General features: G+C 70.1%; 18 protein-coding genes, 1 tRNA gene and 1 pseudogene. 14 read left to right on the forward strand and 6 right to left on the reverse strand.

The features are described 5' to 3' along the window. The first annotated feature begins 16 nt into the window (after positions 1–16). The 4 genes and pseudogenes from OHB49_RS27375 to OHB49_RS27390 all read left to right on the forward strand — a co-directional run bounded on the left by OHB49_RS27375 (position 17) and on the right by OHB49_RS27390 (position 4,565). On the forward strand, positions 17–577 hold the full coding sequence (locus tag OHB49_RS27375) for a TIGR00730 family Rossman fold protein (protein WP_030977143.1): 561 nt from the start codon (positions 17–19) through the stop codon (positions 575–577). A gap of 17 nt (positions 578–594) precedes the next feature. Then, entirely contained in the window at positions 595–1,644 is a 1,050-nt protein-coding gene (locus OHB49_RS27380; RefSeq protein ID WP_329163730.1) for an isopenicillin N synthase family dioxygenase, read from the forward strand. A gap of 59 nt (positions 1,645–1,703) precedes the next feature. After that, a complete protein-coding gene (locus OHB49_RS27385) occupies positions 1,704–2,939 on the forward strand; it encodes an ATP-grasp domain-containing protein (RefSeq protein WP_329163731.1) in 1,236 nt (411 codons plus the stop codon). 115 nt (positions 2,940–3,054) lie between these two features. After that, a pseudogene (locus OHB49_RS27390) lies at positions 3,055–4,565 on the forward strand (uracil-xanthine permease family protein). Between the two features lie 79 nt (positions 4,566–4,644). Here OHB49_RS27390 and OHB49_RS27395 read toward each other — a convergent pair. After that, positions 4,645–5,694 (reverse strand): LuxR family transcriptional regulator, encoded by a 1,050-nt coding sequence (locus OHB49_RS27395; protein ID WP_329163733.1) that lies wholly within the window; start codon positions 5,692–5,694, stop codon positions 4,645–4,647. A 250-nt stretch (positions 5,695–5,944) separates the two neighbouring features. Continuing rightward, positions 5,945–6,997: a helix-turn-helix domain-containing protein gene (locus tag OHB49_RS27400; protein ID WP_329163735.1), complete on the reverse strand. Its 1,053-nt coding sequence runs from the start codon at positions 6,995–6,997 to the stop codon at positions 5,945–5,947. A 142-nt stretch (positions 6,998–7,139) separates the two neighbouring features. Here OHB49_RS27400 and OHB49_RS27405 point away from each other — a divergent pair, with 142 nt between their 5' ends. The 6 genes from OHB49_RS27405 to OHB49_RS27430 all read left to right on the forward strand — a co-directional run bounded on the left by OHB49_RS27405 (position 7,140) and on the right by OHB49_RS27430 (position 13,756). Then, complete coding sequence (locus OHB49_RS27405; protein WP_329163736.1) at positions 7,140–8,432, forward strand: ATP-grasp domain-containing protein; 1,293 nt, start codon at positions 7,140–7,142, stop codon at positions 8,430–8,432. Between the two features lie 75 nt (positions 8,433–8,507). Beyond that, a complete protein-coding gene (locus OHB49_RS27410) occupies positions 8,508–9,704 on the forward strand; it encodes an MFS transporter (RefSeq protein WP_329163739.1) in 1,197 nt (398 codons plus the stop codon). A gap of 48 nt (positions 9,705–9,752) precedes the next feature. After that, entirely contained in the window at positions 9,753–11,009 is a 1,257-nt protein-coding gene (locus OHB49_RS27415) for an ATP-grasp domain-containing protein (RefSeq protein ID WP_329163741.1), read from the forward strand. A gap of 4 nt (positions 11,010–11,013) precedes the next feature. Further along, positions 11,014–12,300, forward strand: a complete 1,287-nt coding sequence (locus OHB49_RS27420) for an ATP-grasp domain-containing protein (protein WP_329163743.1) — start codon at positions 11,014–11,016, stop codon at positions 12,298–12,300. Positions 12,301–12,419: 119 nt separating this feature from the next. Continuing rightward, positions 12,420–13,145, forward strand: a complete 726-nt coding sequence (locus tag OHB49_RS27425) for a 2OG-Fe dioxygenase family protein (RefSeq protein WP_329163745.1) — start codon at positions 12,420–12,422, stop codon at positions 13,143–13,145. 170 nt (positions 13,146–13,315) lie between these two features. Beyond that, the gene (locus OHB49_RS27430; RefSeq protein ID WP_329166643.1) at positions 13,316–13,756 is read left to right on the forward strand and encodes a PPOX class F420-dependent oxidoreductase; all 441 of its coding nucleotides are present in this window, start codon (positions 13,316–13,318) and stop codon (positions 13,754–13,756) included. An 81-nt stretch (positions 13,757–13,837) separates the two neighbouring features. Here the strand turns inward: OHB49_RS27430 and OHB49_RS27435 are convergent, their stop codons facing one another. Both OHB49_RS27435 and OHB49_RS27440 read right to left on the reverse strand, forming a co-directional pair. Continuing rightward, positions 13,838–14,110, reverse strand: coding sequence for a hypothetical protein (locus OHB49_RS27435; protein ID WP_329163747.1), 273 nt, complete (start codon positions 14,108–14,110; stop codon positions 13,838–13,840). A 380-nt stretch (positions 14,111–14,490) separates the two neighbouring features. Next, positions 14,491–14,563: transfer RNA gene (locus tag OHB49_RS27440), tRNA-Arg, on the reverse strand. 318 nt (positions 14,564–14,881) lie between these two features. Between OHB49_RS27440 and OHB49_RS27445 the strand changes: the two genes are divergently transcribed. The 4 genes from OHB49_RS27445 (at position 14,882) to OHB49_RS27460 (ending at position 20,885) form a co-directional block, all read left to right on the forward strand. Next, complete coding sequence (locus OHB49_RS27445) at positions 14,882–16,525, forward strand: dynamin family protein (protein WP_329163749.1); 1,644 nt, start codon at positions 14,882–14,884, stop codon at positions 16,523–16,525. A 5-nt stretch (positions 16,526–16,530) separates the two neighbouring features. After that, entirely contained in the window at positions 16,531–18,546 is a 2,016-nt protein-coding gene (locus OHB49_RS27450) for a YfjP family GTPase (RefSeq protein ID WP_329163751.1), read from the forward strand. A 93-nt stretch (positions 18,547–18,639) separates the two neighbouring features. Next, complete coding sequence (locus OHB49_RS27455; RefSeq protein ID WP_329163753.1) at positions 18,640–19,239, forward strand: single-stranded DNA-binding protein; 600 nt, start codon at positions 18,640–18,642, stop codon at positions 19,237–19,239. A 191-nt stretch (positions 19,240–19,430) separates the two neighbouring features. Next, on the forward strand, positions 19,431–20,885 hold the full coding sequence (locus OHB49_RS27460; RefSeq protein ID WP_329163754.1) for an LAETG motif-containing sortase-dependent surface protein: 1,455 nt from the start codon (positions 19,431–19,433) through the stop codon (positions 20,883–20,885). A gap of 310 nt (positions 20,886–21,195) precedes the next feature. Here OHB49_RS27460 and OHB49_RS27465 read toward each other — a convergent pair whose 3' ends face one another. Both OHB49_RS27465 and OHB49_RS27470 read right to left on the reverse strand, forming a co-directional pair. Further along, positions 21,196–22,293 (reverse strand): CU044_5270 family protein, encoded by a 1,098-nt coding sequence (locus tag OHB49_RS27465; protein WP_329163756.1) that lies wholly within the window; start codon positions 22,291–22,293, stop codon positions 21,196–21,198. Beyond that, on the reverse strand, positions 22,290–23,036 hold the full coding sequence (locus OHB49_RS27470; RefSeq protein ID WP_329163758.1) for an RNA polymerase sigma factor: 747 nt from the start codon (positions 23,034–23,036) through the stop codon (positions 22,290–22,292). Before OHB49_RS27470 ends, OHB49_RS27465 begins: the two co-directional genes overlap by 4 nt. Positions 23,037–23,274: the final 238 nt, after the last annotated feature.

Genomic DNA, 23,274 nt, shown 5'->3' on the forward strand with positions numbered 1-23,274 from the left:
GACGGAGGTTCCTGCCATGAGAATCACGGTCTACGCGGGCTCGGCCCTGGGGAACCAGGCCATCTACCAAGAAGCCGCCGCGGCCTTCGCCAAGCAACTCGTCGCCGAGGGGCACGAGATCGTCTACGGCGGGGGAGCGGCCGGCCTCATGGGGGTCGTCGCCGACTCCGCCCTGGCGGCCGGCGGCCGGGTCACCGGAGTGATCCCGAAACACCTGGTCGACGCCGAGGTCGCCCACCAGGGCCTGACCGAACTGCACATTGTCGACACCATGCACCAACGCAAGCAGATCATGGCCGACCTGGCGGACGCCTTCGTGGCGCTGCCGGGCGGGGTGGGCACCGTCGAGGAGATCCTCGAAGCCTGGGCCTGGCTCATTCTCGGCCGGCACGGAAAGCCGATGGCGCTGCTGAACGTGGACGGCTACTGGGACCGGCTTCTGCGGATGATCTGCCGCATGTCCGCCGGCGGATTCCTGCGCGAGCAGGAGCTGGGCACCCTCGCGTCCGTCGGGGACGCGAACGAATTCCTCGACCTTGTAAGCCAGTGGGAGCCCCCGCCGCCGCGATGGGGCTGAGATCGGGAGTAGGAGCGATGTCGGTACTGAATGTGGAGAGTGCGGCCCCCGAGGCCGCGCAGGTCACCGTGGTGGACGGCTATGTCCCGGTGATCGACCTGAGTTCCGCACGGTCGGGCGGGGCGGCGGAACGGCAACTGGCCGCGGTGATCGACGAGGTCTGCCGTACCAGCGGCTTCCTGGTGATCGTCGGCCACGGCGTGCCCGAGCGCACGATATCGGAGATGTACCGGGCCACCCGGGAGTTCTTCGCGCTGTCGGCCGAGACCAAGGCGGAACTGCTCGCCGTCCCGGCCGACCCGCTGATGCGGGGATTCGGCCGCCAGGGCAGCCTCGCGGCCTCCAACGCGGAGGCCGAGGTCGAGCAGGAGCGGGCGCTGCCGGACATCTCGGAGACCTTCACGGTCAACCGCCTGGGAGAGCCGGATGCCGACCGGGCGCTGCCCGCCGACGCCGACCCGGCTCTGCGGACCCCGAACCGTTGGCCCGAACTGCCCGGCTTCACCGAGGCGTACCGGTCCTACTACGCGGCGATGGAGGTGCTGGCCGCGGACATCATGCGGCTGTTCGCCCTTGCACTCGATCTGCCCGAGGACTGGTTCGAGGACAAGATCGAGCAGCACATGACCAATCTGACCGCCAACTTCTACCCGCAGCAGCCGGAGCCCCCCGCACCCGGGCAGCTCCGCAAGGGAATGCACAGCGACTGGGGCAGCCTGACCATCCTCTACCAGGACGACGCCCCGGGCGGCCTGCAGGTCCTCGACAAGGCCGGCCAGTGGCTCGACGTGCCCGTCATCGAGGGTTCCTTTGTTGTCAACATCGGTGACCTGATGGCCATTTGGACCAATAATCGATGGGTGAGCACCGTCCACCGGGTGGTCAATCCGCCGCGTGAACTGGCTGGAAAGGAACGCTACTCGGTCCCCTTCTTCCACCAGCCGGCCTACGACGCCCTCATCGAGTGCATCCCCACCTGCACCGGTCCGCTCAATCCGCCGAGGCACCAACCGGTGCGCTCGGGCGACTACATCATCGGTAAGTTCAGCAGAGCGTATGGCGCGTAAGTCCGGGGCGAAGAGTTCCGCGAACTACGAGATGCCGTCGAAAGCGAGGTGAGAACACCATGGCCAGAGCAGTTCTGCTGCTGGGTGCCGAAGGCGCCGTGGCCGAGCAGCTGGTGGGAGCGGCCCAGACCCTCGAGATCCACCTGCACATCGCGACCCACCGGGAGTTGTACCGGAGCTGTCCCGGCGAACTGCGCAAGCAGCTCGCCGGAACCGTCTTCACCGACTTCCGCAGCACGGCGTACGCCGTCGACCAACTCGCCGAGTACTGCGCCCAGGAAGGCATCGGCGGAGTGGCGGTCGGCCGGGAGACGCTGTCCCCGGTCGCCGCAGCGCTGACAGACCGGCTGGGACTGCCTGGCCATGATCCAGCCACGGCGCGGTCCGCCCGCGGCAGGTGGCAGATGGCGCAGACCCTGCGGACGCGCGGCGTGCCCGGGCCGCGCACGGTGGCGGTCGTCTCCCCCGAGGCCGCCGAGGAGCGGCTGCGGTCGGCCGGCCTTCACTACCCGGTAGTCGTCAGACCGGCCGAGGGCTCGGGCAGTATCGGGCTGACCCTCGTCGAGACGCCGGACGAACTGCCCGGCGCGGTCCGGCGCGCCCTGAAATGGCGCGAGGACATCACCTACGGAATCCGCTTCGACGCCGTCGCGGTGATCCAGGAGCACCTGAAAGGCGCCGAGTACAGCGTGGAGACCGTGCTGCACCGCGGCGGCTGCACGCACCTGGCGATCGTCCGCCGGATCTCCACCGGCGGCCGGAACAGCGAGGAGCTCGGCCGTACTCTGCCCGCCGACGTGGACGAGCTGAGCCGGATCACGATCCTGGCCACCGTGGAGCGCGGGCTCGCGGCCCTCGGGCTGCGGGACGGCATCGCGCACAGCCATCTGAAGATGACGGCAGAGGGTCCCCGGCTCATCGAGGTGGGCGCGGGCCCGCCCGACGGACCCGTCATGGAGATGATCGAGCACGCCACCGGCGTCGGCGTGGCCGCGGCCTATCTCCAGGCCGTCCTCGGCGAGCTGCCCGACACCCGGCCGACCCGCAGCGGTGCGGTGGCGCTCCGGTTCATCAACACCCCGCGGCACGGTGTCTTCCGCGGTCTGAGCGGCCTCGCCGCCAGCCCGCACGTCATCGCCGTCCGCTCCTACGCGGAGCCGGGCGACCTGGTGGGCAGCACCCACTCCAAGTACACCCGTCTCGGCCACGTCATCGTCCTGGCCTCGGGACCGGACCAGGCCGACGCCCGCGCCGACGAGGCCATCGCGGGCATCTCCAGCTGCATCGAGAGCTGAGCCCCTCCCGGAGAGACCGGCTGTCTCCACTCTCCGCACCCACCCCTTGAACGGCACCGCCGTGCCGCCGCCCCGGCGGTGCGGCGGCCTGCCCATGACCGGAGGAACGAGAACCATGAAGGGAACACAGAGTCCGAGTCCGGCACGCCGGGCCCTCGGTGTCGGATGGCGACTGCACGGCGACGGCCGGGCACCGCAACCGGGCGCCGCGGTGATGCCGGACGAGCGGCTCTCCTGGCCGCGCACGGTGGGCCTCGGAGCCCAGCACGTGGTGGCGATGTTCGGTGCGACATTCGTCTTTCCGGTGGTCATGGGGCTCGACCCGAACCTGGCCATCATGATGTCCGGAGTCTCGACCGTTCTGTTTCTGCTGGTGGTTCAGGGCCGGATCCCCAGTTACCTCGGCACGAGCGCCTCATTCGTCGGCGCGGTGGCGGCCATCCGGGCGGCCGGCGGCACCACGTCCACCGTCACCGGCGCGATCCTCGTCGCGGGGCTGGTGCTCGCCGCGGTGGGCCTGATCGTCCACTTCGCCGGGCCCGGATTGATCAACAAGGCGTTCCCGCCCGTCGTGGCGGGCGCGGTGGTCCTGCTCATCGGGCTCAACCTGGCGCCGGTGGTGGCCGACATCTACTGGCCCCAGGACCAGTGGGTGGCTCTCGCGACCATGTGCGTGGTCGTCGTCACGGGCGTGCTGCTGCGCGGATTCTGGAGCAGGCTCGCGGTCTTCGTCGGCCTGGTCTTCGGATACGTCCTCTCGTGGGTGCTGGACCGGACGGCGGGCCCGATCACCGCGCCCGGGGCCACCGGCGAGGTCACCCGCCATCTGCGGGTGCAGCTCTCGGAGGCCGCCTCGGCCCCGTGGTTCGGCCTGCCGACCATGCACGCACCGACGTTCACCGCGTCCGCCGCGCTCCTCGTGCTGCCGGGCGTGATCGCCCTGGTGGCGGAAACACCGGACACATCAAGGCGGTGGCCGAGATGACGGGGTCCGACCTCGACCCGGTGCTCGGGCGTGCCATCCTCGGCGACGGACTGGCCACGGCGGTCTCCTCGGCGGTCGGCGGCGCGCCGACCACGACCTTCGCGGAGAACATCGGGGTGATGGCCGCGACCCGGGTCTACTCGACCGCCGCGTACTGGATGGCGGCCGCCGCGGCCCTGCTGTTCGGCCTGTGCCCCAAGTTCGGCGCGCTCGTCGCGGCCACCCCGGGCGGTGTCCTCGGCGGCATCACCGTCGTCCTGTACGGGATGATCGGGCTGCTCGGCGCCAAGATCTGGATCAAGTCATCGGTGGACTTCGCGGACCCGGTGAACCTGGTCCCGATCGCAGCCGGCGCGGTGCTGGGCATCGGCGGGGTCTCGCTCAAGGTGACGGACACCTTCTCGGTCAGCGGCATAGCCCTGGGCACCCTCGTCACCCTCCTCGGCTACCACGTACTGGCGGCCCTGCGGCGTCCTGCCGCCGAGTCGGCTCCGGAGTCCCGTCCGGCAGCCGTCGCGCAGACGCGCGAGGCCGCGCCCACTGCGCCGGCTCCCGCCGCCCGGCTCGTGCCGGCCCCGGTCCAGGAGCCCGCGCCCGCCCTCCTCGAGCCCAGCCCGACTCCGGCGGTCACGGCCTCCTAGACCAGGACAGCGAAACGCATCAGCCGACCGTCGCTACGGCGCAACTGCAGCCGGGGTGTGAAGTGATCCCAGGGTCACTTCACACCCCGGCTGTTTCGCCTGCTTCGGGAGACGGGCCGCCACTGGCCAACTGGCCGAGCCGGTATCCGAGTTGGAAGCGGCTCTCGGCCTTGAGGTCGGCCTTGAGTTTGGCCAGGTGGGTGGCGTACGCGCGGGTGCTGAGCCCGATCCTCTTGGCGATGGCATTGTCGCTGTCCCCATGGATGAGGCACCTGATAATGGTCTCGCGTAACACGGCGCTGATATGGCTCGATTCATTCGGAGTCCGGGATCCCTGAAAGGGCTTGGCGCGCTGCCAGTTGCGCTCGAACACCTCGGTGAGAAAACGCACCACGGCCGGTTCCCTGATAATGACGGCCTGGTCCCGCTCGGTGTCGGCAGGGACGAATGCCATGCTCCGGTCGACGATGATCAATCGGTCGAAGAACTCGTCGAGGGTGCGGACCTGGGCGCCCAGCGAGGTCATTTCGGTCACGTATTCACGGGTGGGCCCGTCGTGCCAGGCGGTGTGCTGGTAGAGCGTCCGCACCTCCACCCCGCGGTCGAGCAGCTCGGCGGTCTGCTGGCGGATCTGCTCGAGCGTGGCCTTGGGCCGGCCGCCCCCCGGCTGGGCGGTGAACAGCGCCGAGGTGCTCTGCTGCACACTCTCGTTGACGATGGCGCTGATCGCGGCCTTGCCCTGGATGCGGACGATGGACTCGCCGCCCTGCGGCCCCGCGGTGTGCCGGGAGTCGACGATGAGGGGTCGCAGCAGGTCCGTGAGGTTCCGGGCCTCCTCCAGCATGGTCAGCGCGGAAGAGCGCAGCAGCGCTCCGATCCGGGCCTCCACGATGCCGGGCTCCACCGCGACGAAGCGCGAGGGGGAGGAGGCGTCCTCGCGGACCATCCCCATGGCCAGGAGCTCATCCATGAGCTCGCGATCCTCGCGGATTCCGTCCTCAGGGCACTCCGACGGGCCGCCCGACTGCTCCTGCTCGGACTGCGCACCCGAGTCCTTCCGGAGGAGTTCGACGTACGTAGCGCGCGCCTTCGTGCTGGGTATGGGCACCACTGGCTTTGCCGGATACATAGCCAACTCCGTTGAGAGTATTGGTGATCACGCAGAAGGAGGCGGACTGTAGCTTCCACGGGCCGAGCCGATGGTGAGCCGAATCCGCCGCCGACAGAGCGGGGTTGTGTGCCTGCTGCATGGGCATTGTGCCTGTTCGTCCGCGGAGCGGTGAACAGAACGCGCCTATTTCACAGAGATGTCAAATAGCCGTCGGATGCCGGCCAGGAGTGAAGCCGTGAGCCGCCGGCCCGCCGGAACCGCCGGCGCGTCAATCCGTCCCGGATGTGCCGGGATCGTCGCTTTCTCCCAGTGAAATCCCCAATTGCCACGCGCGGAAACCGGCTTGGAAGCGGCTCTCGACCCCCAGCTCGTCGGTGATGTCCTTCACGTGCCGACGGAAGGTCCGGGTCGCCATCCCCAGCCGCTTGGCAATCACCTCGTCCTTGAGGCCGGTCGCCATCAGGCGCAGGATCGAGGTTTTCAACTCCTCTGTGGATGGCTGGAATTCGGCCTGATGGGCGTCAAAGGGCCGGCCCGACTCCCAGAGGCTCTCGAACATCCGGTACAGGAAACCCACCACCGTCGGGTCGGTGACCACCGAGGCCCCCTGCGGCCGGCCCGCGGCACGGGGCTGAGGGACGAAGGCCGTCTCCCGGTCGAAGACGATGATCCGGTCGAACGCCTCGGCGGTGGTGCGGATCCGGGCCCCGGCCACGGAGACCGACCGCACATAGGCCTGCGTCGAGAGGCTCGCCCGGGCGGTGTGCTGGTACAGGGTGCGCAGCCGCACTCCCCTCTCCAGCATCGACAGGCTCTCCGCGACGATCGAGCTCAGCGTGTCGGGGTCGCGGCCGCCGCCCGGCTGGATGGAGACCATCTCTTCGGTGCACAGCCGGGTCATCATCGACAACTCACGGCGCACCTCGGCGGGATCGTCGAAGGAGCGCAGCCCGTCCGAGGTGCGCCCGGCGCGGCTGTGCTCCGCGAACAGCGGTGCCAGAGGCCGAAGTTGGGCGTGCATGCGGGCCAGTTCCTGCTGCCGCTGCCGGATCTCCTGCTCCAACGGTGCCCGGGCGAGCATCTCGGCGATCGCCGGGTCCGCCGGCAGCAGTTCGCCGCCGTCGGTACTGGACACAAGCAATCCGAGTTCCAGTAGGTTGTCGCGCGCAAGAGTCAACTCGCCCATGGGCAGGCCTAATTCGGCCGCAGCGTCGTCGGTGTCGCGGAGTCCGCCGTTCCGCAGCGCCCATTCATAGACGGACAGCGAGACTGGCTCGAGAATGAGCGCCGAGGCGCCGCGTTGTGTCCCTGAACGCGCCATTTGTCGAGATCCTCTTCCGGTCTGGCCAGCTTAGGACACCGAGTATCTCTCCAACTGAGCCGCTGTTGCTGGCAAAGTCTTCATATCGCGCTGTACAGCACGGTCGATCTGAACGACCGAGGTTCCCCGGAAGGGTGAAACAATGCGCCGAATCGCATTCCTGCGATCCATTGAGATTCAGCAGACAAAGCCTTTTCTCACAGCCCTTGAGGCACGTCTCCAGCGGGAGGACACCGAAGCGAAACTCTTCTACACGGACGGCGAGTGCGGACCCGATGACTTCCCCGGCGAATCGGAGAAGATAGCCGGTGACATATCCGCCGACGAGCTCACCAAGAAGGTCATCGGCTGGGGCGCCGACGGGGTGATCTCCCTTTCCATCGCAGACGAGAACGCTCTGCGTGACTCGGTGGTGCGCCGCCGCCTGGAGACCGTGGGAATTCCCATGGTGGCGCACAGCCTGGCCGCCACGAGCCTCACCGCCAACAAGTGGGAGACGAAGCGGCTGCTGGAGGAGCACGGATTCGACATTCCGCCCGGGGTGCTGGTGGACAGCGATGTACTCGCCGGTCGCGGCCTGCGCATTCCCGCGTACGTCGACTCGATCCTGATCCAGACCGCCGACATGGGATATCCCGTGCTCAGCAAGCCGCTCTGGGACTGCATGGGCGCCGGCATGGTGCCGCTGGCCGACGAAGCGGAACTGGAACGGCACTTGACCGAACCGCACAGCGGAAATTTCATCCTGGAACGCTGTGTTTCCGGTGAGATCTGCTCGGTGGAAGTGGTCGGGGCCCGCGGACAGTACGTGGTCCACCCGGTGGTGTGGCAGGGTCCGGCGGAGACCGGCCCGGTCTTCAACTTCGGCCGGCTGCGCTATGTGGCACCGCGCCGGGAGGCGGATCTGGCATTCGCCCCGGTGGCCGAGAAACTCAAGAAGCTCGCGCGGGCCCTCGATCTGCACGGCGCGGTCGGTCTGGACATGATTTACGAGGACGGAATCTACCGGATTCTCGAGATCAACCCCCGGGTCACTGGAACGACCACCCCCTGCATAGCCTCCACCGACTTCAACACGTACGACTGCCTGCTCTCCATCCTGGACGGGACCTGGCCGGACGAGGCGGACCACGGGCACGGTCTCCAGCGGGTGTGCCTGCAGTTCCCGGTGCGCGAACTCTCCCCGGAATTCGTGCACGATGTGACCGGCGAACTCGATGTCGTACGGACGCAGTCGCTCAATATCGACGGCATCGACCATCCCAATGTGATCATCACCTGCGAGCTCGACGACCGGGCGGAACTCCCGGCGAAGCTCGAATCGCTCTGGCAGCGCCACGAATTCACCGACCGGTCATTCCTGCGGCAGATCGCGGCGGCCGTAGGGGTGGCCGATGCGGAGGCGGCGGCGACGACCGCCGTGGCAACGGTATGACGAAAACCGAAGTGTGGGAGAAAGAGATGAAGGAAACGGCAGGCAGCCATGCGGATTGACGGCTATCGCAAGGTCGTGAGCCAACCAGGTATCGGCCTGCTCATGCTCCTCGGGTTCTTCTCGAAGATCGCGGTGGTGGCGATCCCCGTCGTGATGAACCTCGGCGTCGTGTTCGGCCTCGACCGAGGCTTCGGCGCCGCCGGCCTGGTGATCGCGCTGTGGACGGTGGGAGTGGCGGTCGGCGGTCCGGTGCAGGGCCGCATGATGGACAAGTACGGCGTACGGCCCGTGCTCATCGTCTCGTTGACCGGCCAGGCGCTCTTCTGGGGGATCGGCCCCAGCATGTCCTACGGGGTGCTGTCGGTGGCCGCCGTCGGCTGCGGACTCCTCAACCTCCCGGGGTTCGCCGTCGTGCGGTTGAGGCTCGCCGTCGCCATCCCGGAGGAGCAGCGGCACACCGCCTTCGCGCTCGACGCCATGACGTCCAACATCTCGTACATGGTGGGCCCGGCGCTCGGTGTGACCGTGGCGACCGCCGTCTCCAGCGACGTCTCGATGCGGGGCCTCGGCCTGATCGTCGCCCTCGCCGGGGCGGGCCTTGCCCTGCTCAACCCCCAGGTCCGCGACTCCGCCAAGGAGACCGGCAGCGAGCCCGCCCCCCGCATGAAGTTCCGCGAGTGGTTCAAGCCCGCGCTCGTCCCGGTCCTCGTGGCCACCACCGCCACCACTCTGGCGACCGCCGGCTACGAGACGGCGATCGTGGGCGGGCTGCGCGACTCGGGCCAGGTCGAATGGGCCGGCCTCGTCCTCACGGTCTGCGGGTTCTGCTCGTTCATCGGCGCGCTCCTGTACGGCACGTTGAAACGGCCGCCGCACTTCGCCGTCGTCTCGGCACTGGTGGGCCTCACGACCGTGGTCGGCGGCTTCGCCACCGGCGACTGGCGCCTGCTGTGCCTGGCCATGGTGCTGCCGGCCGCTCTCTGCTCGCCCTCCTTCGCGGCGACGGGCGGCGCCGCGAGCGGGCTGGCCCCGGCCGGGGCCCGGGGCGTCGTGATGGGCATCTACAGCGCCTCCCTCACCCTCGGCAACAGCATCGGTGCCCCCCTGTCCGGGGCGATCCAGGACGCCAGGAGCCCACTCTGGGCCTTCGTGGTCATCGGCCTCACCAGCGCCGCCCTCTCCGGGGTCGCCCTCGGCTGGACCGCCTGGCTGGCCCGCAGGCCGGCCGCCGAGCCGCAGAACACACCGGTCCTCGCCGACGCCGCCGCCTGACGGCAGACACCTCATATCACCTTTCATGCACAGCAGTTGGAGACCTGAATGGACACCAAGGGTTACGTCGTCATCGTCGACGCATTCGCCCCGGCCCGGTTCTTCCCGCCGGAGTTCCACGAAGCGGGCTACGCATGCGTGCGGGTGCAGAGCACCCCTGAGATCCCGCCGGCCTTCGCCGGCTCCCTCGACCTGACGCTCTACGCCGACAACATCGTCCACACCGGGGACCTCGAAGAGACCGTACGGGCCGCCGGCGCGTACGAACCGGTGGCGGTCTTCGCCGGTAGCGAGTTCGGCGTCGAGTTCGCCGACCGGCTGAGCGAGGCCATGGGCCTGCCGACCAACGGCACGGAGCTCAGCGCCGCCCGCCGCGACAAGTTCACGATGATCGAGACGATCAAGGCCGCCGGAGTGCGCGGAGCCAGGCAGCTGCTCGCCACAAGTGCCGACGAACTGGCCCGATGGCACCAGGAGTTGGGCACCCGCGTCGTGGTCAAACCGCTCAAGAGCGCGGGCAATGACGGCGTCAGGTTCTGCGCCACCCCCGAGGAGAGCGCGGCCGCCTTCCTCGAACTCACCGGCGCGGAAAATCTGTTCAGCCAGCGCAACGAGGGCGTCGTCGCCCAGGAACATCTCTTCGGCGGCGAGTACATGGTCAACACCGTCAGCCGCGACGGCAAGCACCATGTGACCGACATCATCGCCACCACCCGCATTTCCGTGAACGGCGTTCACGACATCAGCAACTCCTGCTATCTGCTGCCCCGCCACGGTGAGGCACAGGACCAGCTGGTCCCGTACGCGTTCGAAGTCCTTGACGCGCTGGGCGTGCGGCACGGCCCCTCGCACATCGAGCTGAAGCTCACCCCCTCAGGGCCCGTACTCATCGAGATGGGCGCCCGCATCTGCGGCGGAGACCTGCCGCACTATGTGCAGCTGGCGACCGGCGAGTCCCCCTTCGACTGGACCGTCGACGCCTTCGTGCGGCCGGACCGCTTCCACGAGCGCCACGACAACGACTACGAGATCCAGCGGTACTTCGCCTCGGTCGGCCTGGTCTCCGCCAAGGCGGGGCGGCTGGAGTCGCTGCGCCACCTCAAGGAGATCGAGGAGCTCGAAAGCTTCCACGACCTGTCGCAGTTCGTCCCGCTCGGCGGCACGGTCGTCCCCACGGTCAACGACAGCACCTACGTCGGTTTCGTGCGGCTCTTCCACGAGCTCGAGGAAGTCGTCATGCGTGACATCAACACCATTCACTACCTGGACGGCGACGGAATGTACGCACTCTCCGAGGAGTCCTGACCCCATGAACGCGAACAACGCCGCCCAGCCACACATTGTCGTCATCAACCGCTGGCGCGAGCAGTACGCCCGCTATGCCGAATACCTCGACCACACCACCCACCAGGTCTCCTACATCACCACGGAGGTGGGACTGCCGTCCGTACCCGAGGCGGCGGGCGACATCCTGGTGGTGGACCGGACCGACAACCTGGAGGCCGTGCGCGCCGCACTCAGGGTGCTCGCCGTGCGGCACGGACGCCCCGAGGCGATCGTCGCCCTCAAGGAGGACGATCTCCTGATCGCCGCCGAGCTGCGCGAGGAGTGGAACTGCCCCGGCCAACGGGTGGGCCACCTGGCCCGCTTCAGGGACAAGTACCTCATGGCCACCGCCGTCGCGGAAGCCGGCCTCGACCTGCCGGACTTCACCCTCGCCGGCGACGGGACATCCATCCTGGAATTCGGCGCGAAGCACGGCTGGCCGCTCATCCTGAAGCCGGTCATGGGCAGTTCGAGCGAAGGTGTCGTCAAGCTCGACGGCCCCGAGGACGTCCTAGCCGTCGACCTCGCGGACACGCCCATGATGGTGCAGACCTTCAACCCCGGCCGGATCTACCACGTGGACGGCGTCTTCACCGGCCGCGAGATCCAGCACTGGCGCGCCTCGCGTTATGTGAACACCTGCCTGGGATTCCGCTCGGGCGACTTCCTCGGCTCCGTCGAGGAGGACGACGAGGCGGTCAACAGGGCCATCGGCGAGAGCACGGCCGACTACCTCCGGGCGCTCTCCGGCGACCCGCTCGTCTTCCACCTGGAACTCTTCGTCAACGACACCCCGGACGGCCCCCGCTGCAGCTTCCTGGAGGTGGGCGCACGGGTCGGCGGCGCCGAGATCCCCTTCGTCTGGCGTGAGCTCCACGGTTACGACCTGATGGATGCCGCATTCCAGCTCCAGCTCCAACGCCCCGTTCCCCGAGGGCAGATGGGCAGTCCCGAGGAGATCGGCGGCTATCTGCTGATCCCGGCCCCAGGGGCGCGGCCGTGCCGCATCACCGAGGTCACCTCGATGGTCGGCAGCACCCCGGGACCGTACGCCGAGGCGCTCCTGGAGGTCGGCGACATCCTGCCGCTGGCCGACGCGTACTACGAGCACGTCGGCGGCCGCTTCCGCTTCCGGGGTGCGACCAGCCGCGACGTGGAGCAGGCCCTCGTCGCAACCGCCGCGGCGTTCCGGGTCTCCGGCGTCCCGGCCACCCCCACGGACCAGGCCGGCGCGCCCCAGGGTCAGCTGGCCGGCGCGAGCAGGGGCTGACCGGGCTCGCCGCTCCCCGTATCCGGTTGCCGAAGCCGCAGCGGCCGGAACACCTCCACCAGTCATCGCCGCACCAGAGGTCTGTTCAGCCAGAACAGTCACGAAGAGGAGAGCTCACCATGTCCGCAGTAGCCACCATCGCCCCCGCCCCCGCGACCGCCACCGGGACGACTCCGTTCCGCCACTTCTCCGCGACCCTGCTCCGCCGAGCCCTGGCCCGGCACGCGGAGTGGGAGCGCAAGGAGTTCACCTCGTCCTGGGAGGACCTGCCGGTCGACGCATATCTCAAGGACGGGGCGACGTTCCGCCGCCGAAGGTACAGCCAGTTCCACCTGGCCGACGACCGCCTGGTGCCCAGCGGACAGATCGTGTTCGAGCAGTCCAAGGAGGTGAACTCGCTGTTCGGTGGCGTCCAGCGGCACTTCGAACCGCTCCGTGAGGACGTGGCGGCCTCCGCGTTGCTCGAGACGGTCGTGTTCACCTTCCTGGACAACCTGCCAGGGAAGATCGACCGGTCCGACGCCGCCATAGGCGTCCACCAGATCCGGATCACCGCAGGCCGCGACGAGGCCTCGCTGCCCGCCCCGGAGGGCATCCACGAGGACGGCCACCACTTCGTCGCCCAGGTGCTGATCAATCGCGAGGGCGTCACCGGGGGCGAGTCGCAGCTGTACGACCGCGACCGCAACCCGATCTTCCGGACCACACTGCTCGATCCGCTCGAGTCGATCGTCATCGACGACCGCCGGGTCTTCCACGGCGTCTCCGGCATCACCCCGGCCCCCGGAGCCACGGAGGGCATCCGCGACATGATGCTGATCGACTTCTTCCCGCTCGCAGACTGACCGGGACACCCCGACCGAATGCTCCGCCGAGGCAATGGACTCCTCCCCAAGTCCTCAGCCCCCGGCGGAGCTTCGGCGCGCCCGCGGTGCGCGGACACCGATCAGGTCAAGCTCAGGAACCGGCCCGAACAGAGTTGAGAGAGCAGAGGAGCGTCCCATCCATGCAGTCCATGTCCGAGGCCGAGTGGCGTGCGTTCGCCCTCTCCGGCACCCGAACGGCGAAGCTGGCGACTCACCGTAAGGACGGCCGCCCCCATGTCACACCGGTGTGGTTCCTCCTCGACGAGGCCGAGGACGCCGAGACCGGCCGGCCGCAGGTCCTCTTCACCACGTGGCACGAATCCCTCAAGGCGAAGTCCCTGCGCAGGAACCCCCGGTTCGCACTCTGCATCGACGACCAGGAACCGCCCTACGCATACGTCATGCTCGAATGCACCGCCACCTTCACCGAGGACCCGGCCGACCTCCGCCACTGGGCCACCAGGATCGGCGCCCGCTACATGGGCGCCGACCGGGCCGACCGGTACGGACAGCGAAACTCGGTCCCGGGGGAGTACCTGATCCGCGCCACGATCGACCGGGTGACCGCCTTCACGGGCATCGCGGACTAGATCCTGTCCGAGTCCTGTCCGATGGGCCGGGACCCACCTCCCCCGCGGCGGCCGCGCTGACGTACGCCGACAGGGAGGCGGTCACGACGGCGGGTTGGCCGCCATCCGGCAGGCACCGTTCGCGGCGCCGCCCGGGACGCCGGCCCCGGTCAGGGCACTCACACAGCCTTGCAGGTCGGCGTGCACACCTTGGGTGCATGCCGTTCTGACGGTGTCCGAGACTTCGACGCCCGTCTGCTGGACCATGTTCGTGCAGGCCGGGATGTCCGCGTGGGCGGCGGGAGCGACAAAAATGCCGCCCAGTGCGAGGGTCAGACCGGTGAGGACTCCGGCTGTTCGGGCCGACGTGCGCATGGGAGCCACCTGCTCTCAAGGGTTGGTCGGGGACTCGCGGATTCCAAGGCGCCGAGCAGCGGAAGCGGCCGGTGTACAAGTGTTGTCCCGGGCCCCCGCTCCCGTCGGCTCGGCAGGACCGCCCCTTCTCCGTTCGACGCTAGAACAGTCCACCGCCGCGCGCACTCCGGCCCGGTGGCGGGCGCGACTCTGGAAGCGCCACCGTGCATCCACCGTGGCCCCCCGCAGAAACCCGGTGACAGCCGGACCGCGCCGGACCCGCCCCGCCGTGACCTGGGGTCGGTCCGGCGTTTATGCGTTCGCTACGCGGCCCTCGCTACGGTGCTGTGACCTGCTGAAAAGGCCCTCCCGAGGGAGGGCCTGGCGCGGTGCGGACTGTGTGCCCCCGGCAGGACTCGAACCTGCGGCCAAGCGCTTAGAAGGCGCCTGCTCTATCCACTGAGCTACGGGGGCCGGGTGGTGGCCTCGGCGGCCTGGAGCCCTGGGACCGGGCCGGTCCGTGACCTTGCCGGGACAAGGATAGGGCTCCGATCGCCTCGACCCGGTTGCTTCACCTGCGTGGCACGATGTGGAGGTTCGGTGAAGCGAACCGATAATCGCAGGTGGGTGCGGATCTTGCACTGCTTTTGACGCCTGACGCCCCGGGTGTTGTGCACTCGTTATGCCTGCGCCCCACTCGTCCCCTCTGTCCCGACGGCGTAACCGGCGCGCAGAGACGGCTATACGCTTCAAAATGGCGCCAAAATTGGGCATTCTTCGCATGTGGTGACCATGGACGTACGGCCTCAGCTCATCGACGCACTTTCCGCCCTGCGCGACCGTGTCGCTGCCGTGCGTCTGCCACTCCCGCTTCCTGGGGCGGCACGTGCCCGTCAGACCAGGGTCGAGCTGCTCGCACAGCTCGACGACTACCTGCTTCCCCGGCTGAAGGATCCTGAAGCGCCGCTGCTCGCGGTCGTCGGTGGATCCACCGGGGCCGGGAAGTCGACGCTCGTCAACTCGCTCGTGGGGCGACGGGTCAGCGAGGCCGGGGTGCTGCGGCCGACCACCCGGACCCCTGTCCTTGTCTGCCATCCGGATGATCATCACTGGTTCGCCGGGGTACGCGTACTGCCGCAACTGACCCGGGTCTGGCTGCCGCCACAGGAGTCCGCGGATCCCGGCCTCTGCGACGACCGCGACGGGCTCCGCGAGGACGAGCAGGAGGACGGGACCGCGCTGCGGATCGAGACCGCCGCGAGTCTGCCGCGCGGACTCGCGCTGCTCGACGCCCCGGACATCGACTCGCTCGTCGTACGGAACCGGGTGCTGGCAGCCGAACTCGTCTGCGCCGCCGACATCTGGGTCATGGTCACCACCGCTTCCCGGTACGCCGACGCGGTGCCGTGGCAGATGCTGCGTACGGCAAAGGAGTACGACGCCTCCCTCGTCATCGTGCTCGACCGGGTGCCGCACCAGGTAATCGCCGAAGTGTCGCGGCAGTACGGAGCGCTGCTCACCAGGGCGGGTCTCGGTGAGGTGCCCCGCTTCACCATCCCGGAGCTGCCCGAGTCGGCGGGCGGCGGCAGCGGGCTGCTGCCCACCACAGCGGTCGCACCGCTGCGCTCCTGGCTCGGCCACCGCGTGCACGATCCGGCGGCCCGCCAGCAGGCCGTGGGGCGTACGGCGACCGGGGTCATCGACTCGCTGGACGTACGCATGCCGGAGCTGGCCGGGGCCGTTGCCGCGCAGTACGCGGCGGCCGTGCGGCTCACCGGCGTGGTCGAGGACGCGTACCGGAAGGAAGGCACCCGGGTGCAGCGGCGGCTGCAGAACGGTGGTGTGCTCGCCGGGGACGCCCGCACCCGGTGGCGCGGATACCCGCTCTACAGCTCCTCCGAGGAGCTTCTCGACGCACTGGTGGAGAGCCTGGCCGCGCTCCTGCAGTGCGCTGTCGCCGCCGCCGACGAACAGATCCGCACGACCTGGCGGCACGAGCCGGCAGCCGGTGTCCTCGGGGCCGAGGCCGTCGGCCGTCAGGCCGGGGGGTGGGGGCCGGCCGAGGACATCCGGGGCCGGATCGCCATGGCCGTACGACGATGGCGGCGGGTGCTGGAGGAGCTGGCCGAGGAAGAGGTGCGCCAGCTGGAACGCAGCGCCGCGCCCGACGCCGAGACGGTTGCCGCACTGCTGGCCGCCGCGCTGCTCGGCGGACGCCGGGCCCGCAGCGCCGGGGAACAGCTCGCCGAACGCATCGGCGTCCAGGGGGCCCTGCGACTGCGCGACAAGGGCGGCGCGCTGCTGACCACCTATCTCGACCGGGTGCTGAACGGTGAGCGTGACCGGCGGCTCGCGCCGCTCGACGCGCTCGATGTGACCCCGGAGCCGCAGGCAGAACTGATTGCCGCGCTGTCCGTACTGCAGAAGGAGAGGTGACAGCGTTGACTGTCGTCACTGACCAGGACCACAGCCAGGAACAGGGCCGGGTGCCGGGTCCGGATCCGGACCGGGACATGGACCGCGAGCCGGGGCAGGGCCGCAGTGCGGAAGTCGCGATCCGCAGCGTCCCCGAGCCCGTCGGGCGCTGGGACGACGGGCTCATCGCCCGACGTGCCGCTGCCGCCTCCAAGGAACCCTCCGGGAAATCCGGACCCGGTCCCGATCCCGGCCGCGAGGCCGCCTCCGACGACGTACGGCCCCAGGTCGAGGCGTACGTACCGTCCGGCAGCCCGCTCGGGCCGCGGCTCGACGCGCTGCGTGAGCTCGTCGGACTGTCCAGGGCCCGGCTCGACCAAGCCACCCTCGCCGAAGCGGGGCGCGTACTCGACGAGGCTGCCGCCCGGCAGCGGCTCTCCTCGCGGCACACCGTCGTCGCCATTGCCGGTGCGTCAGGCAGCGGCAAGTCGACCCTCTTCAATTCCCTCGCGGGCGCGCAGATCTCCGACACCGGGCTGCGACGGCCGACCACCGCCGCGCCCATTGCCTGCTCCTGGACCGACGGCGCCGCCGGGCTGCTGGACCGGCTCGCCATTCCCGGACGGCTCAGGCGCAGGCCGTACCAGGGCGGTACGGAAGCGGACGAGGCGCTTCAGGGGCTCGTTCTCGTCGATCTGCCCGACCACGACTCGGCGGCGACCGGGCACCGCGAGCAGGTGGACCGGGTGCTTGCGCTGGTCGACGCGGTGATCTGGGTCGTGGATCCGGAGAAGTACGCGGACGCGGCTCTGCACGAGCGCTATCTGCGGCCGCTGGCCGGGCACGCGGAGGTCACGTTCGTCGTGCTCAACCAGGTGGACCGGCTGCCCGGCGACGCCGCCGACCAGGTTCTCGACGACCTGCGCCGGCTGCTCGACGAGGACGGCATGGCGCTCGGCGAGCACGGCGAACCGGGCGCCACCGTGTTGTCCCTGTCGGCTCTCACCGGCGACGGGGTGGGCGAACTGCGCGAGCTGCTCGGCCGGTTCGTCCAGGAGCGCACGGCCGCGGCGCGCCGGCTCTCCGCCGATGTGGACGCCGTGGCGGCCAGACTGCGGTCGGCGTACGTCGCCGAGGGGCGGCCGGGGCTCGGTGAGTGTGCCCGTGAGGAGTTCGCCGACCGGCTCGCCGAGGCCGTCGGCGCGGCCGCGGCAGGTCAGGCCGCCGAGCGTGAGTGGCGCAGGAACGCCGGGCGGGCCTGCGGGACGCCCTGGCTGCGGCTGTGGCGCTGGTACGAGTCCACCAGGCAGCCGGGAACCATGGACTGGGCAGCAGCGCTGCCCGCGCCGCCGGAGGAGCAGCTCACCGCCCGGCAACGCGTCGAGCAGGCGGTCCGCACGGTGGCGGACGCCGCCGCCGACGGGCTGCCCGGCCCCTGGGCGCAGGCGGTCCGCGAGGCCGCGATGAACGGGGCGGAGGGGTTGCCGGAGGCGCTGGACGAGCTGGCGCAGAAGAGCGGCACGGCGGCGGAGGGCCATGGCAGGGCCGTGGGAGAGGACGAGCGTGCGGGCGAGGATGCGGGGCCTGGCGCGGCGCCCGTCGATGCCGACGGCGGGGCTGCGGTCGCTGCCGCGACTGGATCCGGTGGGGCACACAGCGGGCGGGTGGCCGGCAGGCCGCCGCGGCCCGCGTGGTGGCCCGCCGCCGTGCTGGCACAGGTCTCCATGACGCTGCTTCAGATCTTCGGCGGCCTCTGGCTGATCGGCCAGATCGTCGGCGTGGTCGAACCGGGGCTGCTCACCGCCGCATCGGTGATGATGGCCGGCGTCGTCGGCGGGCCGCTGGTCGAGTGGTCGTGTGCGGCCGCCGCGCGTGGGCCCGCACGGCGGTACGGGCTGGAGGCCGAGCGACGGCTGCGGGAGGCGGCGGCGGCCTGCGGCCGGGCGCGGGTACTCGATCCGGTGGCGGCCGAACTGGTGCGGTACCGCGAGGTGCGGGAGCGGTTCGTGGCGGTGACGGAGTTTTCCACAAGCGGCCGGTAGTCCACAGCCCCGAGCAGGATCCCCGCCTCCCCTTCAGTATGAGATCAGTGACCGCGCGGCAGCGGTCACGGGCGACGAAGGGGAGGCGGAGGCATGAACGAGACCGTGGTGACACTGGTGGGCAACGCGGCGACCGGGGTGGAGTTCCGGGAGACCGTGACCGGCGGAATGGCGCGATTCCGCTTCGCTGTGACGGCCCGCCGTTGGGACCGGGAGAAGCAGTCCTGGACGGACGGGCACACCAGCTTCTACACCGTGTGGGCGTGGCGCACGCTGGCCTCGAATCTCGCGGGTTCGGTCGCTGTGGGAGAACCATTGGTCGTGCACGGTCGGTTGAAGGTGCGCGAGGAGGAACGGGACGGGCAGCGCCGGACGTTCGTGGACATCGAGGCGCTGGCGGTCGGACACGATCTGACACGGGGGACGGCGGCGTTCCGGCGGGTGGTGCGGGGTGATCCGACGCTGACGGCCGGCCCGGGCAGGCGGGGCGGTCCGGCGGAGGAAGAGGAAGAGGGGAAGTCCGGCGGGTTCGGGGGGCCGGTCGAACGGAGGGAGCCTGTTGTGCGGTCCGCGAAGCGGGCGCAGGGGGCGCAGGGGGACAGGGGGGTACAGAGTGAGCGGGGCGCGCGGCGTGGGCAGCGTGGACAGACGGTGCGTCAGGAACAGATCCCAGAGCTGGCGTCGGCGCTGTGACCGGGCCTGTGTGTGCGGAAGTTGTCGGCGATAACGATTCCGAGTCGGAATGGTTGTACGACGGTATGACGGGGGAATACGCATCGCCGTTTCCTTAGGATCTCCCAGTACTCACAGGGCACTTGAGTCGGCTGGCGGGACAAACCCCACACGCGCACCAAGCGCGAGGATCCCGCCCGGAGGGGACATCCGTGTTTTCTGCTTCTTCAGCGACCGCTTCGGCATCCAGTGCGGGGACGAATCCCCCACGGAGACCGGGCATATCCCGGTTGGCCGCATCGGCGGTGGCATCCGGGCTCGTCATAGCCGCCGCTCTCGTCGGCGCAGGCAGCGCGGCCGCCGACGAGGCGCCCCAGCACCAGGGCGGCGCGACCGCTGTCCTGGACGGGTTGAAGACCTACGACCGGGCCGTGCTCCACACGGACGGCAAGAAGCAGGAGCTGGCCGCAGGGCTCTTCGAGATGACCGTCGACGGCGGCGGCAAGCTCAAGACGTACTGCATCGACATTCACAACCCCACCCAGGACCAGGCGAAGTACCTGGAGACCCCCTGGAACCAGACGTCGCTCGGCGCCAACAAGAACGCGGGCAGGATCCGCTGGATCCTGCAGCACTCCTACCCGCAGATCGACGACCTCGCGGCGCTCGCCGAACAGGCCGGCACCGGGCCGCTGACCGAGCAGACCGCGGCGGCGGGCACCCAGGTCGCCATCTGGCGCTACTCGGACAACGCCGATGTCGACGCCTCCGACCAGCAGGCGGAGAAGCTCGCCGACTGGCTGGGAGAGCACGCCGAGGACGTCGCCGAGCCCAAGGCGTCCCTCGCCCTGGACCCGGCAGCGGTCTCCGGTCTGTCCGGTGAGCGGCTCGGGCCGGTCACCGTCCACACCGACGCCGGCCAGGTCTCGGTGACCCCGCCCGCCGACTCCGCCAGCGGCGTCAAGGTCACCGACAAGAGCGGCAAGCCCGTCACCGCCGCCGTCAACGGCGCCGAGCTCTACTTCGACGTCCCGGCGGGTGCCGCCGACGGCACCGCCTCGCTGACCGTGCAGGCCACCACCTCGGTGCCGGTCGGCCGGGCCTTCGCCGGGGTGACCAAGAGCCAGACCCAGATCCTGGCCGGCTCCAGCGAGTCCACGGTCTCCGCGACCGCCACCGCGACCTGGGCCAAGAAGGGTGCAATCCCCGCGATCACCGCGAAGAAGAACTGCGCCAAGGGCGGCGTGGACGTCACCGCGAGCAACGAGGGCGACGAGCCGTTCACCTTCGAGCTGGCCGGTGCCGAGCACACCGTCGAGGCCGGACAGACCGAGACGGTGACCGTCCCGGTCGCCGAGGACCAGGCGTACGACTTCACGATCACCGGTCCCGGCGGGTTCACCAAGACGTTCAAGGGCGTCCTGGACTGCAAGACCACCGGCAGCGGTACCGGCGGCCTCGACACCCAGACCGCCGACCAGCCCGCCCCGGCCACGGCCGGCGGCAGCTCGACCGGGACCGGTGGCGACCTCGCCGAGACCGGCAGCTCCAACGCCACGCCGATCATCGCGGGCATCGCCATCGCACTCGTCGTCATCGGTGGCGGCGCGGTCTTCCTCCTCCGCAAGCGGAAGGCGCCGTCCGCGGGGCAGTCGACCGAGGGATGAGCGGAACGTGACACCTGAGCGGCACATTGTCACGGTGTGCTGCTGACAGCCCCGGTACGCCCACGCGTACCGGGGCTTTCGCGTAACAGAAGCCCCCCGGGCGCCGTCGCAGGTTGCCTAGGCCGTCCTACGTGACAAGGGTGGCCTGCTGCTCCGGCCAGGGCCTGACCTCTGCCAGGCCCTGCACCTCCTCCAACATCTCCTGGTCACCTGGACCGGCACCCGCCGCAGCTGCCGACAACCCACCCCATGGCAGCCCACGGCACCACGCCCCACGGCACCACCGCCCACGACACCATCTGACAAAGCCCTACTGGTCCTGCGGCCGGACCCCGCCCTTGTTCACCACGGACCGCTTCAGTACGGCGTCGGCGCCGAGCAGGGCGCCCTTCTTGCCGATCTCCGTGTTCTTCGTCAGGAAGGTGCGCGAGCCCAGGAAGGAGAGCCCCTTCGGGTTGAAGACCCACTCCGAGCGGGTGGCGTGCCGGGTGTCCTCACGGGCGATGCCCACCCCGTGGCGGCCCAGCGCGTCCACCGCGTCCGGGGCCTCGGTCACCCCGGGGATCAGCGCCGCGGCCTTGTACAGCGCCGCGGCGGTCTCCGGCGGCAGCACGGTCTCTCCGATCAGGTACCCGATCTGCTCGAACACCGCCTGGGCGTGCTCCTGGCCCTCTTCCTTCGGGGTGAGTGCGGTGAGGTGCTCGAGCAGCTTCTGCGGGTCGGTGGGCAGGGCTGCCAGCCAGCGGTAGGTGGGCCGGGTCAGGCCCTCGCGGGTGCCGTCGGTGTCCCCGAACTCGGCGTTGATGGGGAGGGTGTCCCCGTCCTCGCGGATGTAGCCGAGCTTCTTCAGTGGGCCGGGCTTCTGGGCGTACCAGATCTCCCGTTCCTTCAGCGGTCCCGTCACCAGCTTCCCGCTGGTGAGGTCGCTGTCCTGGACCTGGCTGCGCACGTACACGAACTGGTCGTCGCCGACCGGTCCGGCGTCGCTCTTCGCCGCCGCGTCCGAGATCCGGTTCAGCACCAGGGCGACCGGCTGGGCGTTCCCGGCGCGCGCCGAGGCGTTGCCGCCCGCCTCTACCGCCTCCGGTCCGGCGGACGGGTCGTCGCCCCGCGCGGTGTAGCCCGCGATCAGCGCACCGGCCAGGGCCAGCGCCGTGACCGGGGCCAGGAAGGACGGGCGCAGGAGGCCCGGGCGGGCGGGGCGGTCGGCACGGGCCGCGCCCTCCCGGGCCCGGTCCTTGCCTCGGTTCTCGGAGCGGTCGGCGTCATCGTCGATCAGGTTCATCAGGCGTTCCCTGTGGTGCTCGTGGCGGCCCGGCGGAAGGTCGAATCCGGTGGCGGGCGGCAGCAGCCGCGCCAGCTCGGCGCGCTCGTCCCGGCCGTCGTCGGTACCCGTCGTCGCGGTCATCGCGATCCCCCCTCGTTGGGCAGGGCGACGAATGCCGCCCTGCCTCCTACCTCTCCGCGACCGGCCCCGGGTTCCTGCCCGGTTTCCCGCCGCCCCTCCGAAAGCCGGTCCTCCGCGAGCCGTTCGCCTGCCAGCGAGCGCAGCCGGGCCCGGGCCCGGGAGAGCCGGGAGCGTACGGTGCCGACCGGGACGTCCAGCGCGGCCGCCGCCTGGGTGTAGTCCAGCCCGGCCCACACGCAGAGCGCGAGCACCTCGCGCTCGGGCTGCCGGAGCCGGTCGAGCACCTCGCGTACGGCCGCCAGCTCGCGCTGGTGGTCCAGGCGTTCGGCGGAGGTCTCGGCGAAGTCCTCGGTCTCCTTCGGCTTCGGCTGCCGGGCCAGGAACGCGAGGCGGCGGCCGACCCCGCGCCGGTGGTTGCGCGCCCTGTTGGTGGCGATACCGAGGAGCCAGGGGCCCAGCGGACCGCCCTCCGGATCGACCTGGTCGCGGGTGCGCCAGGCGACGAGGAAGGTCTCCGACATGACGTCCTCGGCGGCCGAGAGGTCGCCGGTGAGGCGGCAGGCGTGCTGGTAGACGGTCCTGGCGTAACGGTCGTAGAGATCCGCGAAGGCCTCCCGGTCGCCCGTGCGGATCCGTTCCCGTACGCCGGGGTCTGCCGATGCCCTCAGGTCGTCCGGGGCGGCCCGGTCGCCCGAGTCGCCCGGTGGTTGCGCCGGTCGTGCCGGCTGTTCGATGTGCTCCACGCCCTGTACCTCTCCGCGACCCGCACCGGGTTCCCGTGGCCCGCGTCACAGGGGCGGGGGCCGGGTCCCGCCCGGTGGACGATCCTGCCAACCACCGCTCCGGCCGCCGAAACGGGGGCAGCGTCGACCAGCGACGACCGACAGCGACCGCCCCTCCGGGCTTGATCGTCCGTGCCGCCCTGATCAGGGGGGCTCCGAGGTTCCCGTTTCCGTCCTGGGGTGGACGTCAGGCAAGATG

This window comes from Streptomyces sp. NBC_01717 (assembly GCF_036248255.1).
GTDB lineage: Bacteria > Actinomycetota > Actinomycetes > Streptomycetales > Streptomycetaceae > Streptomyces.

Bases quoted from the DNA above. Each gene is read 5' to 3' on its own strand.
- OHB49_RS27385 (WP_329163731.1), top strand. From the start codon at position 1,704: ATGGCCAGAGCAGTTCTGCTGCTGGGTGCCGAAGGCGCCGTGGCCGAG.
- OHB49_RS27445 (WP_329163749.1), top strand. From the start codon at position 14,882: ATGGACGTACGGCCTCAGCTCATCGACGCACTTTCCGCCCTGCGCGAC.
- OHB49_RS27420 (WP_329163743.1), top strand. From the start codon at position 11,014: ATGAACGCGAACAACGCCGCCCAGCCACACATTGTCGTCATCAACCGC.
- OHB49_RS27430 (WP_329166643.1), top strand. From the start codon at position 13,316: ATGTCCGAGGCCGAGTGGCGTGCGTTCGCCCTCTCCGGCACCCGAACG.
- OHB49_RS27375 (WP_030977143.1), top strand. From the start codon at position 17: ATGAGAATCACGGTCTACGCGGGCTCGGCCCTGGGGAACCAGGCCATC.
- OHB49_RS27395 (WP_329163733.1), bottom strand. From the start codon at position 5,694: ATGTATCCGGCAAAGCCAGTGGTGCCCATACCCAGCACGAAGGCGCGC.
- OHB49_RS27465 (WP_329163756.1), bottom strand. From the start codon at position 22,293: ATGACCGCGACGACGGGTACCGACGACGGCCGGGACGAGCGCGCCGAG.
- OHB49_RS27400 (WP_329163735.1), bottom strand. From the start codon at position 6,997: ATGGCGCGTTCAGGGACACAACGCGGCGCCTCGGCGCTCATTCTCGAG.
- OHB49_RS27435 (WP_329163747.1), bottom strand. From the start codon at position 14,110: ATGCGCACGTCGGCCCGAACAGCCGGAGTCCTCACCGGTCTGACCCTC.
- OHB49_RS27415 (WP_329163741.1), top strand. From the start codon at position 9,753: ATGGACACCAAGGGTTACGTCGTCATCGTCGACGCATTCGCCCCGGCC.
- OHB49_RS27425 (WP_329163745.1), top strand. From the start codon at position 12,420: ATGTCCGCAGTAGCCACCATCGCCCCCGCCCCCGCGACCGCCACCGGG.
- OHB49_RS27455 (WP_329163753.1), top strand. From the start codon at position 18,640: ATGAACGAGACCGTGGTGACACTGGTGGGCAACGCGGCGACCGGGGTG.
- OHB49_RS27380 (WP_329163730.1), top strand. From the start codon at position 595: ATGTCGGTACTGAATGTGGAGAGTGCGGCCCCCGAGGCCGCGCAGGTC.
- OHB49_RS27405 (WP_329163736.1), top strand. From the start codon at position 7,140: ATGCGCCGAATCGCATTCCTGCGATCCATTGAGATTCAGCAGACAAAG.